Annotated in this window: 11 protein-coding genes; 7 read left to right on the top strand and 4 right to left on the bottom strand. The window is 36.8% G+C overall.

The genetic code is table 11. The annotated features are described in order from the left end of the window. Window positions 1-25 precede the first annotated feature (25 nt). The gene (locus FJ651_RS08550; RefSeq protein ID WP_140990090.1) at window positions 26-6046 is read right to left on the bottom strand and encodes an alpha-2-macroglobulin family protein; all 6021 of its coding nucleotides are present in this window, start codon (window positions 6044-6046) and stop codon (window positions 26-28) included. 177 nt (window positions 6047-6223) lie between these two features. Between FJ651_RS08550 and FJ651_RS08545 the strand changes: the two genes are divergently transcribed. The 3 genes from FJ651_RS08545 (at window position 6224) to FJ651_RS08535 (ending at window position 10932) form a co-directional block, all read left to right on the top strand. Next, complete coding sequence (locus FJ651_RS08545) at window positions 6224-7177, top strand: tetratricopeptide repeat protein (RefSeq protein ID WP_140990089.1); 954 nt, start codon at window positions 6224-6226, stop codon at window positions 7175-7177. Between the two features lie 136 nt (window positions 7178-7313). Beyond that, complete coding sequence (locus FJ651_RS08540; RefSeq protein ID WP_140990088.1) at window positions 7314-9485, top strand: S46 family peptidase; 2172 nt, start codon at window positions 7314-7316, stop codon at window positions 9483-9485. Between the two features lie 91 nt (window positions 9486-9576). Continuing rightward, the gene (locus FJ651_RS08535; RefSeq protein ID WP_140990087.1) at window positions 9577-10932 is read left to right on the top strand and encodes a UDP-N-acetylmuramate--L-alanine ligase; all 1356 of its coding nucleotides are present in this window, start codon (window positions 9577-9579) and stop codon (window positions 10930-10932) included. Here FJ651_RS08535 and FJ651_RS08530 read toward each other — a convergent pair. After that, a complete protein-coding gene (locus FJ651_RS08530) occupies window positions 10929-11816 on the bottom strand; it encodes a dienelactone hydrolase family protein (protein ID WP_140990086.1) in 888 nt (295 codons plus the stop codon). The genes FJ651_RS08535 and FJ651_RS08530 overlap by 4 nt on opposite strands. Before the next feature lie 91 nt (window positions 11817-11907). Between FJ651_RS08530 and radC the strand changes: the two genes are divergently transcribed. From radC to FJ651_RS08515, 3 genes are read left to right on the top strand one after another with little or no spacing between them, the layout of a single operon-like run. Continuing rightward, entirely contained in the window at window positions 11908-12606 is a 699-nt protein-coding gene (radC, locus tag FJ651_RS08525) for a RadC family protein (protein ID WP_140990085.1), read from the top strand. A gap of 3 nt (window positions 12607-12609) precedes the next feature. Then, window positions 12610-13299: a YjjG family noncanonical pyrimidine nucleotidase gene (locus tag FJ651_RS08520; protein WP_140990084.1), complete on the top strand. Its 690-nt coding sequence runs from the start codon at window positions 12610-12612 to the stop codon at window positions 13297-13299. Between the two features lie 24 nt (window positions 13300-13323). Beyond that, on the top strand, window positions 13324-14190 hold the full coding sequence (locus tag FJ651_RS08515) for a hypothetical protein (RefSeq protein WP_140990083.1): 867 nt from the start codon (window positions 13324-13326) through the stop codon (window positions 14188-14190). Here FJ651_RS08515 and FJ651_RS08510 read toward each other — a convergent pair. After that, a complete protein-coding gene (locus FJ651_RS08510) occupies window positions 14187-15467 on the bottom strand; it encodes a replication-associated recombination protein A (protein WP_140990082.1) in 1281 nt (426 codons plus the stop codon). The two genes, FJ651_RS08515 and FJ651_RS08510, sit on opposite strands and share 4 nt — an antisense overlap. 146 nt (window positions 15468-15613) lie before the next feature. Between FJ651_RS08510 and FJ651_RS08505 the strand changes: the two genes are divergently transcribed. After that, the gene (locus FJ651_RS08505; RefSeq protein WP_140990081.1) at window positions 15614-16360 is read left to right on the top strand and encodes a rhomboid family intramembrane serine protease; all 747 of its coding nucleotides are present in this window, start codon (window positions 15614-15616) and stop codon (window positions 16358-16360) included. On the opposite strand, the gene rlmB is transcribed toward FJ651_RS08505, so the two are convergent. After that, a complete protein-coding gene (gene rlmB / locus FJ651_RS08500) occupies window positions 16357-17091 on the bottom strand; it encodes a 23S rRNA (guanosine(2251)-2'-O)-methyltransferase RlmB (protein WP_140990080.1) in 735 nt (244 codons plus the stop codon). The genes FJ651_RS08505 and rlmB overlap by 4 nt on opposite strands. Window positions 17092-17114: the final 23 nt, after the last annotated feature.

The raw sequence follows: 17114 nt of genomic DNA, 5'->3' as shown, positions 1-17114 counted from the left end.
ACAACAGTTAGTAAAAGGCGGCAAGTTAATTGTCGCCTTTTACGTTTATTCTAATGCCTTCACTATGACTGCTAAACTCCGGTGCATACATACTTTGAATGGTAGTAATGCCGTTACTCATATTACCCGAATTATTAACCCTTAAATCGTATTCAAATACGTATATACCTTTGGGCAAAAAGTCTATAAAGAAATTGGTAGCCGCATCTTTGGTGGCTTCATAATAGCCCAAACCGTCTTGCCATTTATAACTCGATATCACATTAACCGGTTCTAATCCTGCTGCGCGCATATCTTTTAAATGAATAAACTCTAGGTCGCGATCACTGCGTAATTCTATCCTTACTTTTATTAAATCACCAACTTTCAACACGCTGTTATCTTTAATTTCGGTAATCACTTCACCTTTGGCTGTATTTGATTTTAAGAATAGGGTTTTAGTTAATTTTAAACCTGTCTCAGCAGATGTGATTTTGTCTAAATCCTCAAAATATTGCCAGTACAGACTTCCCCAGGCAATACCTTCGCCTTTTTTCTTCAATGAAACTTCGGCCATCTCAGGCTTAATATCGTTGGTGTTCCAAGACGTTTTAAAATAACCGGTACCGGCTTCAACTTTTACTGCGTCTATAGTGGCAGGGTTGATAGATTGGTTTCCTACGGTTACTTCAACAGCATCGGTAATACTTAACCAGTCGCTGCCTTGTAGCAATAAAGCATAAACCGCATCGGCGGTAGATTTGGTAGTTTTCCAGCTGTTGGTTTGCTTATTTTTAAGTAACCATATTTTAAGGTTATCAATCGTTTTGGTGTTGTTTTCAATTTCTGAAAAAACTTCCACCATCAAGGCCTGAGTTTCTACCGGTGCCTGATACCAATACCAAGATGCCGTGTTTTCTTTCCAATACATGCCTAATTCATCGCTAATAATGGCATTTTCTTTGAGCGATTTTAAAATTTTATCGGCAACTACAGGTTTTTCGGCTCTATGGGTGATGAGCGCCATTAATCCCTTCGCATACAATGATCTTTTTAACCAATACTTTTCTATTTGACCTAAATAATAGTTAGTAATATCTTTTACTTCTTTGCTTTTTTCGATGTCAGGGAAAAAGCTTCTCATATATAAATAATGCAATTGCGTGTAGCTTAAGTGGTCTTTACTAAGATCTACATTGGCGTTAAATTTTGTAAGGTCATGATATTCCTTAACAAAGGCATTATCTAAATAAGATACTGCCTGACTAATCATGTTCTCATTATCTTGAGCCGACACATTAAGATGTTTTAAATGGCCAAAACCAGTAATGATATGTTGGGTAATGAATCTGTTCTCTCTACCACCTTCAAACCAAGACCAGGCACCATTGCCCAGTTGATTGTTTTCTAATTTGCGTTGCGCCACCTCGAGTTCATTGGTCATTTTATTCAAGTCGAAGAGTAAGGCTATGCGCTTTTTTTGTTCTGTTTCAGATTGTGCTTCGTTCAGCCACGGTGTTTCTTGAATGATAATTTGTTTGAGTTCCTCATTTTTCTCTAGATTGCTGATCAAGGCATCTTGTGACGCCCATTGGTTAAACACCTCTTTTATTCTTGGGTTTGAATTTGCTATGAAACTTGCAAGCGCATTGGCGTAGAATCTTGAGAAAATCTGTTCGTTGCAATCGTATGGATATTCCATTAAATAGGGCAGTGCCTGCACCGCATACCAAGCCGGGTTTGAGGTAATTTCCAGCGTAAGTTTGTGATGTTTTAAGGTGTTTGAGGTATTGTTTTTTAATTTGTCTAACACAAAGGTTCTGCTTTCGTTGCTTTTTACCCACATAGGCAAGGTTTCGGTCACTAACATTCGGTTTGACAATACCGGTAGGGCATTTTGCTCGCCATCACTAAAATCGCCCGATTTGGCAATAATTTTATAATGGACGGCATCAACAGTGTCTGGAATTGTAATGTCCCAAGATACATTGGTGTTGCCATTGGCATCAACTGTAAAACTTTTAACAGCATTTATATTTCCTAAGTCTAAGTCTATTGATTTTTCTGTAAAAGCGTCAAACAATTGTAACACCGCGTCGCCTGTTAATTGTTGCGTGCTCAGGTTGGCAATTTTGGCGCTGATGGTAATTTGGTCGCCATGACGTAAAAATCTCGGTGCATTGGGTATCACCATCAATTCTTTTTGGGTCACGGCCTGAAGGGTTGTTACACTACTTTCTAAATTTTTGGTGTGCGCTAACAATTGGAGCTTCCATTGTGTTAAAGCCTCGGGTGAGGTAAAACTGAAACTCACATTCCCATCGGCATCGGTTTGAAGGTGTGGGAAGAAGAAGGCGGTTTCTTCGAGGTTTTTTCTGATTTTGACCGTTGAGAAATCTAATTCATTTTGAATACTATCAATCGATTTTGTTATTGGACTCCCATATCCTGTCACTACTACTTCATCTAATCTTGGATTATTTTCCAGTTCTTCAATTGCCATTTCTAAACCATCAGTACTTTCATTTAGTTGGACAGGTGCTTGTGCCATGTTTTTAAGTCTGTAATTATTCTTACTATTAAATCCAAAATAAAACCCAAACCAATTCAACGCATCATACGATTGTTGGGGATAACTCATACTATAATTGGGTAAGTAAACCCTTAAATTCTTGGTGCCAAAACTCAATTGCGACCAGCGGGTTTGTTTGGCGTAATAGGTGGGTTTTGAAATGGGATTAAACGTCCAGTTATGCGATTTAAACTGATCTAAAGATGCATCATACATACTTGCCAACAGTTCGGCACTTACTTTTTCCCCTTTTGGACCCTTTATTTTAAATTGCCAGGTTTCGTTAGTTCCCGGTTGCAGTTTGTCTCTAAATACAAGGGTTTCAATATTTAAATCGGTTGAAGGATAGGGTACATTTATAACCAAACTGCCGTTGTCAAAACTGTTGAAGGCAGCGTAACTGTAATTAATTGAAAATCCGCCTTCATCACCTTTATTTACCGGAATGGCAATGGTTTTCTTCGAGTTATTGAGTTCAATTACATAGCTATTAATGGTTTGTTTTCTCTTTTCGATGTCAATGGTAACCGTGATATTAGCCGCTGAACCTATGGTGAGCATTACAAAATCATCCGGCTGATAAACGTTGTTGTTGGTATAGATTTCAAAAAGTTTTTTCTCACTAACCGTTTTATCATCTTTACCAAAAACTTTAAAAAATGCCGATGTTTTGACGGTTTGATTGAAGTTGTCTTCGCTTTCAAGTTCAATCACATAATCGCCTGAAAGCCATTTTTTAATGTTTCCAAGTTTGATAGATTTGGAATTACCGGTATCAAAACTTTGCTCAAAAACTAATGCCGTTTTGGGTGTTTCAGCGGAATTTGGATTGCTGTAAATGTCGTGAGGAAATAGTGTTTTAAATTCAGCTTCGGTTAACGAAGGTAAGTCCGGTGCCAACCATGGTCTGGGTCTGGTTACGGTTTCAGGTTCTTGAAGTTTATAGATTTTGATGTTACCTTTAGCAGGCACAAATTGACCGTTAAGGTTATTGGTTTGAATGGCGATATCGTGATTTTTATCGCCTTTTTCAAGTTCTGAATTCACCAAAATAGCAGCCGTCATTGCGTGATAACCAACTTTTACAATGGTTTGCGTGCTTCGGGTTTCTCCATTGATATCGGTGATATCGGCAGTGACTTCGTAGGTAAATACAGGCTGATGTGTTTTATCAACTGATTCGTCAGGAATGGCCTTAAACATTACATCAAATTTACCATTGGCATCTGTTTGGGTTTCCCCGAAGGTAATTTCCTGAGATTGGGCGTAATACGGAGGTCTAAACCCGTACCAACGCGGAAATTGCACAGTTCTCACCACCCGATATTGCACTTTGGCATTGGTAATATTGCTGCCGGCATAGGCTTTGGCTTCGCCTGTTACTTTTATACTGTCGTTAACGCGAAAAGTCTCGGTAATGGGTTGAAAGTTTGCTTCAAACTTAGGTCGTTTGTATTCTTCAACCGAAAAATAAACTTCATGGTATATATCAATGTCATCAGCATCAATTTCAATAGAAAACTCGCCTGTTAAGGTGTTTGAAGGTAATATAAAACTACCGCTAACCGAGCCGAATTCGTTGGTTTTTAGTTGGAGTGTAGTGAGCTCGTCGTCGTTGGTGTCGTATAAAATTATTTCTACTATCTGGTTGGGCACTACTTCACTTTTATCGTTCTCGGTTTTAATTACAATAGCTTTAAAATGGACGGTTTGTCCGGGTCTGTAAATACTTCTGTCTGTAAAAATGAAGGACTGGTAGTCAATCTCTTTTTTACCCGGTTTAGACTGCTCGCCAACAAACGAATTTCCGAAGTATGCTGTCTGCTTTTGATACGACACTACAAAATTTAAATCTCGGTATTGTTTATCGCTTTTAAACAACTTAAACTCTCCGTTTTTATCGGTGGTATAAGTTTGATATTTAAGCGGTAAGTTATATTGTTCTTTGTAGCTAATATCAATGGCTGCTCCAACAATGGGTTTGCCGTTATTGCGGTTAATGATTTGAAATATTTCTTCAGTTTGAGTCCATTTAGAAGTTAAAGCCAAATCGGTTAGCTGAATGGTAGAAAACGCAAAAGTTTCTGGATCATTAGCACGTTCAGCAAAAACAATATATAAACCGTTTTCTAATTTTGGAATAACAATTTCTGTGCTGTGTTGCTGGTAATCGTTTTCGTTAGGTAGTTTGGCTTGCCAGGTTTCAGTGGGTTTTAAAGCTTTAATAAACGAATATTGATTATCTTTTCGATAGGTTTTGTTGAAGATTTCAAGTTGTTCTTGACTAATTTTAATAGCCGAAAAGTCGAGAGTTTCAATATTTCTATATGTTACGAGGCTAAAAGTATTTTTATCTAGCGGCAAAAATTGCTCTGTCTTTATGCTTAGCTGAGTTTGAAGAATTTGTTGTTTTAAAACTTCGGCTTTTTTAGATGATAAACTGTTAGAATTAATAGCACTGATGGTATTACAAATTTCCAAGGATTCTTTTATTTTCCATCTATGTTCGTTGTTGGTTTGTGGATTGTAGGTGTTACCTTGTTTATAATACAGTGCCGCCAATTCAAATTGATATAATCCCGAAATTTCTCCTGTGTTTTGACCAATAGCTTTTTCTAAGGAAGCTTTAAGAAGTTGGTCTTTGTTGTCTTTTACAGCATTTTGATAAACAAATTGCAGTCTTTGGATATCGGCATCAACTAAAGCAAGTTTGTTTGTGTCGTTGAGATGAAATTTTATAAGTTGCTGATAAATTTTGAGTGCGTTGTGTTGAAGCGACGTAGTATCGGTAGTTGTAATTTTTAGTTCTGAAAAGGTTTTAGCGTCTTCAAAGAACGATTCACGATCGATTAAAAATTTATCGGCCGGTTGATTGATGCTGCTTTCAGGAGTTTTGTAAAAATCCAAAGCGCCATGTGCCAGCAAATCAAAAAGTGTTGGTCTGTAAAGTTCAGAATTAGGGACTTTAATTAGTAAGCTTTCGTAAGCATTTAATGATGTTTTTTGAAGTGTTTCAGGTTGATGAAGCGCTTTTTGAAAATGCGAATGAATTTCGTTAAAAAGCGTACTCAAATCCCAAGTTCTAAAATCATCCGAAGGTTTTCCGTCAGTGGTACTGCGGTTATAAAATTTATATCTGTTCTGCTTAAAATATTGCCAATAAAGGTCGGCAAGCATATATTCCAGCAAATTTTTGGTAGGTACTTTGCTCTTATTAATTTTGTTTTTAAACTTATGTATAATGTTGAGTTCAGCATCTTCTTGTAATATCAAGGTGTATTTACTTTGATAAATCAGGCACTTAATGAGTTGTTGCTCATTGTTTTCTTTTTCGGCCTGTTGCCAAATCCGGTCAACAACTTTTGAGGCAGATTGGGTGAGTCCGTCGTTTTCAAGTTTGGTGACTTCTTCCCAAAGTTTGTCGTAATTGTTGTTTTGCGCGTTTGTAATTCCTGTGAATATCATAATAATGAGCGCGATTCTTAAGTAAGGCATGATGACTAATTTTTATATGAAAGTAGTTTCAAAAGCTGTTCCAAAAATGAAATATCGATATAAATAATATTCACTTTCATTTGAGTGTCTATGTTTTGTGTCCAGCACCAATATACATTTTTAAACAATTTAATCAATATTGTGTAAGTTTACAAGGTTGAATGCGACATTTAAATTATGATTAAAACATTTATTTTGATGTTATTCCCTTTGTTTTGCTGGTCGCAATTGGCGATTCAGAAAACGCATCAATACATTGAAAATAAGTCTTATATAAAAGCGCAACAAACCATTGAAAACTTCTTAAGTCAAAATCCCGACCATTCCGAAGCTATGGAGCTTTACGGCGATACTTTTGGCTATCTCACCAAATGGGACGAAGCCATTGACATCTATAAAAATCTGGTTTTAAAAGAACCTAACAGTGCTAATTTTCAATACAAATATGGTGGTGCTTTGGCAATGAAAGCCTTATCGGTTAGTAAAGTGAAGGCTTTAAGTTATGTGTTTGACGCCAAAAATGCATTTTTAAAGGCGGCAGAATTAGATAAAAACCATATTGATACGCGTTGGGCCTTGGTTGAATTGTACATGCAATTACCCGGGATTTTTGGTGGTAGTTTTAAGAAATCCTTGGCTTATGCCAATGAATTGGAAAACATCTCAAAAGTTGACGGCTATTTGGCAAAAGGCTATATTTATGAATACGATAATAACCCCGATCAAGCGGAATTGTATTATAGAAAAGCTGTTCTGGTTGGCGGATCGTTGACTTGTTATGAAAAATTGAGTAATTTTTACGAAAAACAACAAAAACCCGAAAACGCCATACAAACCATACAAACCGGTATTGATAAGCATCAACGTAACGCGTTGCACTATCAATTAGGAAAAGTTTGCGCCGAATATAATTTGCAGTTAGACAAAGGTGAACATTGCTTAAAAACCTACATTCAAAATTACACAGCCAAAGACGGCGTGCCTGTGGCTTGGGCCAATTACCGACTCGCACAAATTTACAGACACAAAAAAGACAAAATAACGGCGTTAAATTATATTCAATTGGCAATGTCCCAGTTACCAGATATTAAATATTTTAAGGAAGAACAGCAACTTATTCTTTCGCTTTAAAGTATTTTTTTGTCTTCTATTATCTTTTTCGGGAAAAATTACATGTATCAATTAGGAATACAAATCATGAAAAATTCGTAATTTTAAGCACTTAAAATTCAAGATTTTTTAACTTAATCAAATTTAATATTACAACATGAAAAAAATGTTTAAAATTTTGCTCATGGTGTTTATGGTCTTGCCATTAAGCGCCAATGAAGGCATGTGGTTTTTAATGCATATTGAAAGACTCAATTATGTCGATATGCAAAAAATGGGCTTGCAACTTACGCCCGAAGAAATTTACAACATCAACAATTATAGTTTAAAAGACGCCATTGTGCAATTTGGCGGTGGTTGTACTGCCGAAATTATTTCTAAAAACGGACTCGTACTCACCAATCATCACTGTGGATATGGACAAATAGCCGAACTGTCTACCGAAGAAAACGATTACCTCACCAATGGTTTTTGGGCCAAAGATTACAGCGAAGAATTAAAGCCTGCTAATTTATCGGTGCGATTTTTCGTAAGAATGGACGATGTAACCGAGCGAATTTTAAGTTTGGTGAATGAAGGTATGACCGAGTTAGAACGCGAGAAAATTATCAATCAAGAAATAGCAAAAATTCAAAAGGAAAACGACGAAGGTGGTAAGTATACGGTTTCGGTACGTCCATTTTATAGTGGTAACGAATATTACTATTTTGTTTATCAAGACTATACAGATGTGCGTTTGGTAGGAACACCACCAAACAGTATCGGAAAATTTGGTGGTGATACCGATAACTGGGAATGGCCACGTCACACCGGTGATTTTTCGTTGTTTAGAGTGTATGGTGATGCTGAAGGAAATCCTGCCGCCTATTCACAAGACAATGTGCCGGTACAGGTTAAATACCACTTACCGGTAAGCATGAAAGGTTACGAAGAGAACGATTTTTCAATGATATTAGGATATCCCGGTAGAACCAATAGATGGATGCCATCGGCCGGAATAGATCAAAACGTGAAATATGCCTATCCCGCTTGGGTTGAAGGTTCAAAAACGTCCATGGATGCCATGAAAAAACACATGGAACAAAATCAGCAAGTTAATTTGGATTACGCTTCCAAATACGCCAGTATTGCTAATTATTGGAAAAACAGACAAGGTATGATTGACGCCCTTACACAGCACAAAACCGCCGAGGCTAAAAGAGCTAAAGAGGAAGAATTTGTGAAATGGATTAACTCAAAGGATAAAAAGCTGGGTGGGAAAACAGGTCAGGCTGAACGTATCAAAAACTACGGAAACGTAATGGACGCCATTAATAACTACTACGAGCAAACCAACGTTAAAAGTAAAGACGATAATTACTTGGTGAGTGTTTTAAGAGGAAGCAATATGATTACACTTCCCAATAGATTAAGTAGAATGATGTCTGAAGTAATGGAAAGTGATGCCATGGATGAAGTGGCTTTTGATGAAAAAATCCAACCGCAAATAGACAATCTGTACGCCAAGTTATATATGCCTTTAGAACGCGATGTGTTTATCGAAACCCTTAGCTTATACGCAAATAAAGCCTCAAATCCCATCGAGTCTTTGGTTAAAATGAAGGATAGTGGTTCAGATATTAAAATGCAATTGGGTCAATTGTTCGATGCCAGTATTTTAAGTTCGAAGGAAAAGTTGTCTCAGTTTGCGAAGAATCCTGACAGAGACGCCTACATCAGCGACCCGTTAATTCAGCTCTCTAATGAACTTTTTACTGCGTATCGTTATGAGTCTGATGAATTAAAAGTACTTGGAGAGCAATATCAAAAAGGCTTCAGAAATATGATAAAAGGCATGAGAGAAATGAACCCTGATGTTACTTATTATCCCGATGCTAACAGTACACTAAGATTAACTTACGGAACAGTGAGACCGCTTCCTTTAGGCGCAAAACCAAACGACGCTGCCGTTAATTATTTTACCACCTTAAAAGGAACGGTTGCTAAGTATGTGCCGGGCGATGAAGAGTTCGATATGCCGCAGCGACTCATAGACTTGTATAACAATAAAGATTTTGGCCCCTATGCAGATAAAATGGGTCACTTACCTGTTAATTTCTTGACAGATCATGATATTACCGGCGGAAATTCCGGGTCACCGGTATTAAATGCCAAAGGCGAATTAATTGGGTTGGCATTTGATGGTAATATTGAAGCCATGGCCGGCGATGTGATTTTTGACGAACAATTACAACGCACCATTAGCGTAGATATTAGATACGTACTGTTTATCATCGATAAATATGCCGGCGCCAAGCATATAGTTGATGAGCTTACTTTGGTGAACTAAAAAAATAGGAGATAAATTTTAAAACCTGCCTTTAATCTGGGCAGGTTTTTTTATTCACAATACTTATCTTTACACCTCATTTATTGCAACCATGAACATACATTTTATAGCCATTGGCGGTAGTGCTATGCATAATTTAGCATTGGCACTTCACCTAAAAGGCGATACCATTACAGGCAGCGACGACGAAATTTTTGAACCATCTAAATCCAGATTGGATGCAAAGGGATTACTACCGGAAACCTTTGGGTGGTTTCCTGAAAAAATCACCTCAAACTTAGATGCCATCGTTTTAGGAATGCACGCCAAAGCCGATAATCCCGAGCTTTTAAAGGCACAGGAATTAGGTTTAAAAGTTTACAGCTATCCCGAATTTCTTTACGAACAGTCTAAGCACAAAACCCGTGTAGTTATAGGTGGCAGCCACGGAAAAACCAGCATCACCTCGATGATTTTACATGTAATGCAGTATCACGAACGCGATGTTGATTATATGGTTGGCGCGCAATTAGAAGGATTTGATGTAATGGTGAAACTCACCCTAGACAACGATTTTGTTGTTTTAGAAGGCGATGAGTATCTGAGTTCACCAATTGACCGCAGACCAAAATTTCATTTATATAAGCCCAATATTGCTTTATTAAGCGGAATTGCCTGGGATCATATCAACGTGTTTCCAACCTACGAAAATTATGTAGGACAGTTTAAAATATTTGTTGATAGTATTGTTGAAGGCGGCAGTATCACTTACAATGCAGAAGATTTTGAGGTAGTAAAAGTGGTGCAATCTTCACAAAACACCATTCGAAAGTTGCCTTATTACACGCCTAATTATTCGGTTGTAAACGGACAAACCTTCTTGGAAACTACAGAAGGTGAGTTACCTATTGAAATTTTTGGTAAACACAACCTCAATAACCTGGCAGGTGCCAAATGGATTTGTCAGCACATGGGCATTGACGAAGACGATTTTTACGAAGCCATTGCCACCTTTAAAGGTGCCAGCAAACGTCTTGAAAAAATTGCCGAATCAAAAACAGGTGTGGCTTTTAAAGATTTTGCACATTCACCCAGCAAGGTAAAAGCTACCACGCAGGCCGTAAAAGAACAATACACTGACAAAAATTTAATAGCTTGTCTGGAGTTACACACGTACAGCAGCTTAACACCTGAATTTTTAAAGGAATATAAAAACACCCTTGATGCAGCCGATACAGCCGTAGTTTTTTACTCGCCGCACGCTGTAGAAATCAAAAAATTACAACCCATTACAGAACAACAAATAGCAGACGCTTTTCAAAGGGAAGATTTAATCATCTATACCAATCCGGCAGCATTTAAAGCCTATTTGTTTTCACAAAATTTTGAAAATAAAGTCTTGCTGCTGATGAGCAGTGGTAATTATGGTGGTTTAAATTTTGATGAGGTAAAAACCTTGATAGCCTAACCCAGTTTGTTTTTGAAAAAAGTGATGGTTCTTTGCCATGACAATTCAGCCGCTTCCTGGTCGTATCTTGGTGTTGAGGTATTGTGAAAACCGTGGTTAACGTTTGGGTAGAAATGCACTTCATATTCAACTTTGTTAGACTTCAAAATGGCTTCATAGTCTGGCCACCCGGCGTTAACACGCGTGTCTAATTCGGCAAAGTGAAGCAATAACGGAGTTTTTACCTGAGCAGCTTCTTCGGCTGTTGGCTGACCGCCGTAATAAGGAACAGCAGCCAATAATTCGGGCATTTTTACAGCCATCATATTAGAGACCCAGCCGCCAAAGCAAAATCCAACCACCCCAATATTACCATTGCAATCGGGATGCGTTTTTAAAAAGTAGGCCGCCGCTATAAAGTCTTCTAACATTTCCATTCTGTCGCGCTGGCGCTGCAAAGCTCGACCTTCGTCATCATTGCCCGGATAACCACCGAGTGGTGTTAAGGCATCGGGTGCTAAAGACAAAAAGCCATCAATTGCTAATTGTCTTCCAACATCTTCTATATAAGGATTCAATCCTCTATTTTCATGAACAACAATCACACCGGGAAGTTTGGCGTTAGCGTTGGCAGGCTTGCTGTAAAGCGCTTTGATATCACCGCCGCCCTTAGGTGAATTATACGTGACGTAATTTGAAATAATTCGCTGATCGTCCTCTTTGATTAAAGCTGTACCTATATAATTTGGAGAAACGAAACTCAATAAAGAGCCCAAAGTGATACCACCTACGGCATAAATAGATAATTTTTCAAGAAATTTCCGTCGGTCAATTCGGTTGTGCGCGTAATCGTCGTAGAGGTCGAAAACGTCCTGACTAATTTGTTCTTTTTTAATTGGTTTCATATTTTAAGACGGATTTGCAATTACAAGTATTTTCAAACTAAATCTTTACCAGATTTTTGATTTATAAATATACAATATCTATATTTATCTCATGTTAAAATCAAATAGGTCATTTTCAATTAAAAACTGGTCTCAAGATGACCAGCCTCGTGAGAAATTGCGCGATAAGGGCAAATTGGTTTTAAGCGATGCAGAGTTGATAGCTATTATAATTGGCTCTGGAAATAAAGACGAAAGTGCCGTTGATTTGGCCAAACGAATTTTAGCGAGTGTTGACCATAATTTGAATGCTCTTGGCAAATTATCTTTAAAACAGCTTATGGAATTTAAAGGCATTGGTGAAGCCAAGGCCATTACCATTGCTGCTGCCTTAGAGTTGGGAAGACGCCGAAAACTAGAAGATGCTAAACAATTAACTAAAATAACGTCAAGCCGTGATGTGTTTCAATTAATGCAACCTATTTTGGGCGAATTGCCTCACGAAGAATTTTGGATTCTGTACCTTAACAATTCAAATAAAGTTTTACAGAAAAATCAACTCAGTAAAGGTGGTATCACCGGAACATTGGTCGATGTGCGATTGGTGCTCAAAACTGCGCTTGAAGTAGGTGCCGTTAGTTTAATCTTGGTGCACAATCATCCTTCAGGAACATTAAATCCTAGCCAGGCAGATAAAGATCTCACCCTAAAATTAAAACGCGCTTCTGAGCATTTAGACATGAAAGTTTTAGATCATTTAATCATTACTGAAACCAATTACTTTAGCTTTGCAGACGAAAACATGCTTTAATTTATGACCCAAAGAAAAATTACCGATGTATTTTTTGACTTAGACCATACCTTGTGGGATTTTGATAAAAATTCAGCTTTGACTTTTAAGAGAATTTTTACTGAACATCGTGTTGAGGTTCCATTTAATGATTTTATAAAAATTTACGAACCCATCAATCTCAATTATTGGAAGCTTTACAGAGAAGAACGTATTGATAAACCGTCGTTGCGATACGGCAGATTAAAAGATAGTTTTGATCTGCTCAACTTTAAGGTTGAAGATGAATTAATTCATATCTTATCAGAAGATTACATCAAGTATTTAACCACTTTTAATCACTTATTTGATGGCGCTTTAGAAATTTTAATTTATTTAAACACCAATTATAAACTACATATTATTACCAATGGTTTTGAAGAAGCTCAATACCGAAAAATCAAAAATTCTAAAATTGATCATTTTTTTAAAACCATTACCAACTCTGAAATGGTTGGTGTAAAAAAACCAAATCCAATTATTTTTAATCATGCCTTGGAGCTGGCACAAACTTCGCCTGAACAAAGTATGATGATAGGAGATAATTTAGAAGCCGATATTTTGGGTGCTTTAAACGTTGGTTTAGATGTGATTTTATTTAACCATCATAAAGTAGAGGTAGATACCTCAATAAAAAAAGTAGACACCTTATTACAATTAAAAAATTACCTTTGAATAACCTAGTTGAAAGTCATTATTATGAAGAAATATATCTTACTATTAACAATTTTTTTGTTTGTTTTTCAGGTAAAAGCACAACAGGAGCTTAACAATTATAAGTACATTATCATTCCAGAATCTTATGATTTTGTTCAAGGCAAGGATACATATCAATTAAACTCATTGACTAAATTTTTGTTTAACAGAGAAGGATATGCAGCTTATATCATTTCAGATTCTTTACCGCAGGATTTGTTTAATAACAGATGTTTAGCTTTATCTGCCGATGCCGAAAAACTAAAGAGTGGCTTGTTTAAAACCGAAATTCAAATCAATCTAAATGATTGTTATGGAAAGATCATTTACACTTCTAAAGTGGGTTCTTCAAAACAAAAAGATTTTGGTAAGGCGTATACAGAGGCACTAAGAAATGCATTCGAAAGTTTTGAAGAATTTGAATATCAATATAAGCCTAAGACAAATAATCAAAAAAATGAGAATATAACACAATCTCAATCCAAGCCTCAAGTAACACCTGAAGTGGCTAAAAACGAAAAAAACAAAGAGGGTGAAACAGTTTCGTATAATGTAAAATCGGTTGAATATACTGAAACATCAAAAACCAATAGTACCCAAGAATCTAAGAAAATAATACAAACCGGTGCTGAAGCGAAACCACTTTTAAACGAAAATATTTACTATGCACAAGCCACAGAATCGGGATATAAATTAGTTGATTCTGAGCCTAAATTAATTATGGAACTTATTCGTACTGCTCAAAAAAATACCTTCTCGGTTAAAGGCAAAGATGCTATTGTGTTTAAGGAAGAAGGTTTTTGGTATTATTCTGAAATTGTTGAAGGTAGAACTGTAAAAACATTATTAAATATTAAATTCTACGATTAATAACCGTACTTATCCTTCCATTTAGATTTTAAATAAGCCTGTTGGGCTTGCTCTCTTTGGTTATTTCCGGGTTGATATATTTTTGTATTACTCAACTCGTCAGGTAAAAATTCCTGATCGGCAAAATTGCCTTCGTGGCTGTGAGCGTATTTGTAATCTTTGCCGTAATCTAATTCTTTCATGAGTTTGGTTGGTGCATTTCGAAGATGCAAAGGCACACTTAAATCACCGGTTTGTTTAACAATTTGTTGGGCTTTGTTGATGGCTTCGTATGACGCGTTACTTTTTGGAGAACAAGCCAGATAAGTAGCACACTGACTCAATAAAATTCTTGATTCGGGATGGCCGATAACAGATACTGCCTGAAAGGTGCTGTTGGCTAGTACTAATGCGGTAGGGTTGGCATTACCAACATCCTCACTGGCTAATATGAGCAGTCTTCTAGCGATAAACTTAACATCTTCGCCGCCTTCAATCATTCTGGCCAAATAGTAAACTGCCGCGTTTGGGTCGCTGCCACGTATAGATTTGATAAAAGCCGAAATGATATCGTAATGTTGTTCTCCTGTTTTGTCATAACGCGCAGCATTTGTAGACATTTGTTTGGTGACCAGTTGATTGGTAATTTCAATAATGTGGTTGTTCTCGACAGAACCTATCAACAACTCGAACATATTTAACAACTTGCGCGCATCGCCACCCGAATAGCGCAACAAGGCATCGGTTTCTTTGATTTGGATATTTTTATTCTGAAGCCATGCATCTTCTAAAAGCGCTCTTTTAAGTAAATTTTCCAAATCAGTTTTACTAAAAGCGTTTAAGGTATAAACTTGACAGCGTGACAATAACGCAGGAATCACTTCAAAACTCGGATTTTCAGTGGTAGCACCAATTAAGGTTACCCAACCTTTTTCAACCGCTTCTAATAGTGAATCCTGTTGAGATTTGCTAAATCTATGAATTTCATCAATAAAAAGAATGGGGTTTTTAACAGTAAATAAAGCGCCTTTTTGTTTGGCTTGTTCTATAACATCTCTAATGTCTTTAACACCTGAATTGATGGCACTTAATTTAAAAAATGGTCTATCGGTTGAGTTGGCAATGATATTTGCCAGGGTGGTTTTGCCTACGCCAGGCGGACCCCAGAAAATCATGGAAGGCAATACACCGCTTTTAATCTGTTTGGTGATAATACCATTTTCGCCAACCAAATGTTCCTGACTTATAAAATCAGATAGTTGTTGTGGTCTTAATCTTTCGGCTAGGGGTGAATTCATTTATTAAAATTACAAAAATACTCAAGGCCTTTCCAATTGTAATAAAAAACTTATCTACTTTAAAGGGAGTTTTGCTAAATTTAGACATCTTGTCAGTAAATCTGTACGTTTTATAAATGGATTGCTTTTTGTAAAGATGATTAATCATGAAACAAGACGATTTTAAATTTTCGCCTTCTGTAATTGTAGTGCCTATTTTAATGGTGCTAACCATTTGGCTGGTATTTTGGTTCCAGGTGCGTGTTTATTATGGTATAAAATATTTTGGTATTGAACCCCAAACTTTATCCGGATTAAAAGGCGTTTTGTTTAGTCCGTTTTTACATTCCAATATTTCTCATTTGTACAATAACACCATACCATTGTTTGTGTTGAGTATGGCTTTGTTTTATTTCTATCATAAAATTAGCTGGAAGGTTATTATTTACGGTATTCTTTTATCAGGACTGTTAACTTGGTTGATTGGCAGGCCTGGCAATCATATCGGTGCCAGTGGACTCATTTATGTCTTGGTTAGTTTTATTTTTTTTAAAGGAGTTCTAGCCAAGCATTACAGGCTTATTGCTTTGTCACTTTTGGTGGTATTTCTCTACGGAAGTATGATTTGGTATGTTTTTCCGGTGAAGGATAACATGTCTTGGGAAGGGCATTTGTCAGGCCTTATTACCGGATTTTTGTTCGCTGTAATTTTCCGAAAACAAATTGCAAAACCAGAAATCTACGCATGGGAACAACCCGATTATAATGAAGAAGAAGACGAATTCATGAAACACTTCGATGAAAACGGAAATTTTATTGAATTTAAAGAAGAAGATTCAAAAGTTGTTGAAACCCAATCAAAGCAGGAAACCACCATTCGGTACATCTATAAAGAGGAACCTAAAAAAGACTAGAGTCTTTGCCTTAGGGCTTCGTATAATATTACACCACAGGCCACACTTACATTTAGAGAAGCAATGGTGCCAATCATTGGTAATTTAGCCTGATCATCAACTATTTTTAAAACAGATGGATTAATGCCAAAACCTTCTGAACCCATTACTATGGCGCAAGGTTCTTTAAGTTCTAAATCATAAATAGTTTGTTTAGCTTTTTCGGTAGCAGCAATTACTTTAATGCCAGATGCTTGCATGTGGTAAATGGCGTCTTTTATGTGGTCTACTTTGCAAATAGGAATTTTAAAAATGGCACCTGCACTTGTTTTTACCGCATCGGCGTTAAGAGGAGCACCGCCTTTTTTTGCCACAATAATACCTGAAACGCCTGTACACTCTGCAGTTCTAATGATGGCTCCAAAATTTCTAACATCGCTTATTTGATCTAAAATAAGAAAGAGCGGTAATTTCCCGGATTCAATAACCTCAAGTACCAAATCATCTAAATTATTAAACTCAACCGGTGCTATTTGCGCGATAACGCCTTGATGGTTCTTATTGGTAAGTCTGTTCAGCTTTTCAATAGGTACATAAGAAGTGCTGATGCCTTCTTGTCTTAACAATTGTTCTAACTCATTTGAAAGGTCGCCTTTCAGGCCTTTCTGCATAAATACTTTATCTATGCTTTTACCCGAATTAATAGCTTCGATTACAGCCCGAATACCGAAGATTTGTTGATTAGATTCCATGCTGTAAAAGTAGGATTAAATTC

Source organism: Paucihalobacter ruber, from assembly GCF_006494535.1.
In the GTDB taxonomy this organism is placed as follows: domain Bacteria; phylum Bacteroidota; class Bacteroidia; order Flavobacteriales; family Flavobacteriaceae; genus Paucihalobacter; species Paucihalobacter ruber.
The sequence above is the reverse complement of the archived record's forward strand: the minus strand, read 5'-3'. Positions and strand labels throughout refer to the sequence as shown.

Coding starts and splice junctions, on each gene's coding strand:
- FJ651_RS08550 (WP_140990090.1), bottom strand. CDS start 6,046: ATGCCTTACTTAAGAATCGCGCTCATTATTATGATATTCACAGGAATT.
- FJ651_RS08505 (WP_140990081.1), top strand. CDS start 15,614: ATGAAACAAGACGATTTTAAATTTTCGCCTTCTGTAATTGTAGTGCCT.
- rlmB (WP_140990080.1), bottom strand. CDS start 17,091: ATGGAATCTAATCAACAAATCTTCGGTATTCGGGCTGTAATCGAAGCT.
- FJ651_RS08535 (WP_140990087.1), top strand. CDS start 9,577: ATGAACATACATTTTATAGCCATTGGCGGTAGTGCTATGCATAATTTA.
- FJ651_RS08520 (WP_140990084.1), top strand. CDS start 12,610: ATGACCCAAAGAAAAATTACCGATGTATTTTTTGACTTAGACCATACC.
- radC (WP_140990085.1), top strand. CDS start 11,908: ATGTTAAAATCAAATAGGTCATTTTCAATTAAAAACTGGTCTCAAGAT.
- FJ651_RS08510 (WP_140990082.1), bottom strand. CDS start 15,467: ATGAATTCACCCCTAGCCGAAAGATTAAGACCACAACAACTATCTGAT.
- FJ651_RS08540 (WP_140990088.1), top strand. CDS start 7,314: ATGAAAAAAATGTTTAAAATTTTGCTCATGGTGTTTATGGTCTTGCCA.
- FJ651_RS08545 (WP_140990089.1), top strand. CDS start 6,224: ATGATTAAAACATTTATTTTGATGTTATTCCCTTTGTTTTGCTGGTCG.
- FJ651_RS08530 (WP_140990086.1), bottom strand. CDS start 11,816: ATGAAACCAATTAAAAAAGAACAAATTAGTCAGGACGTTTTCGACCTC.
- FJ651_RS08515 (WP_140990083.1), top strand. CDS start 13,324: ATGAAGAAATATATCTTACTATTAACAATTTTTTTGTTTGTTTTTCAG.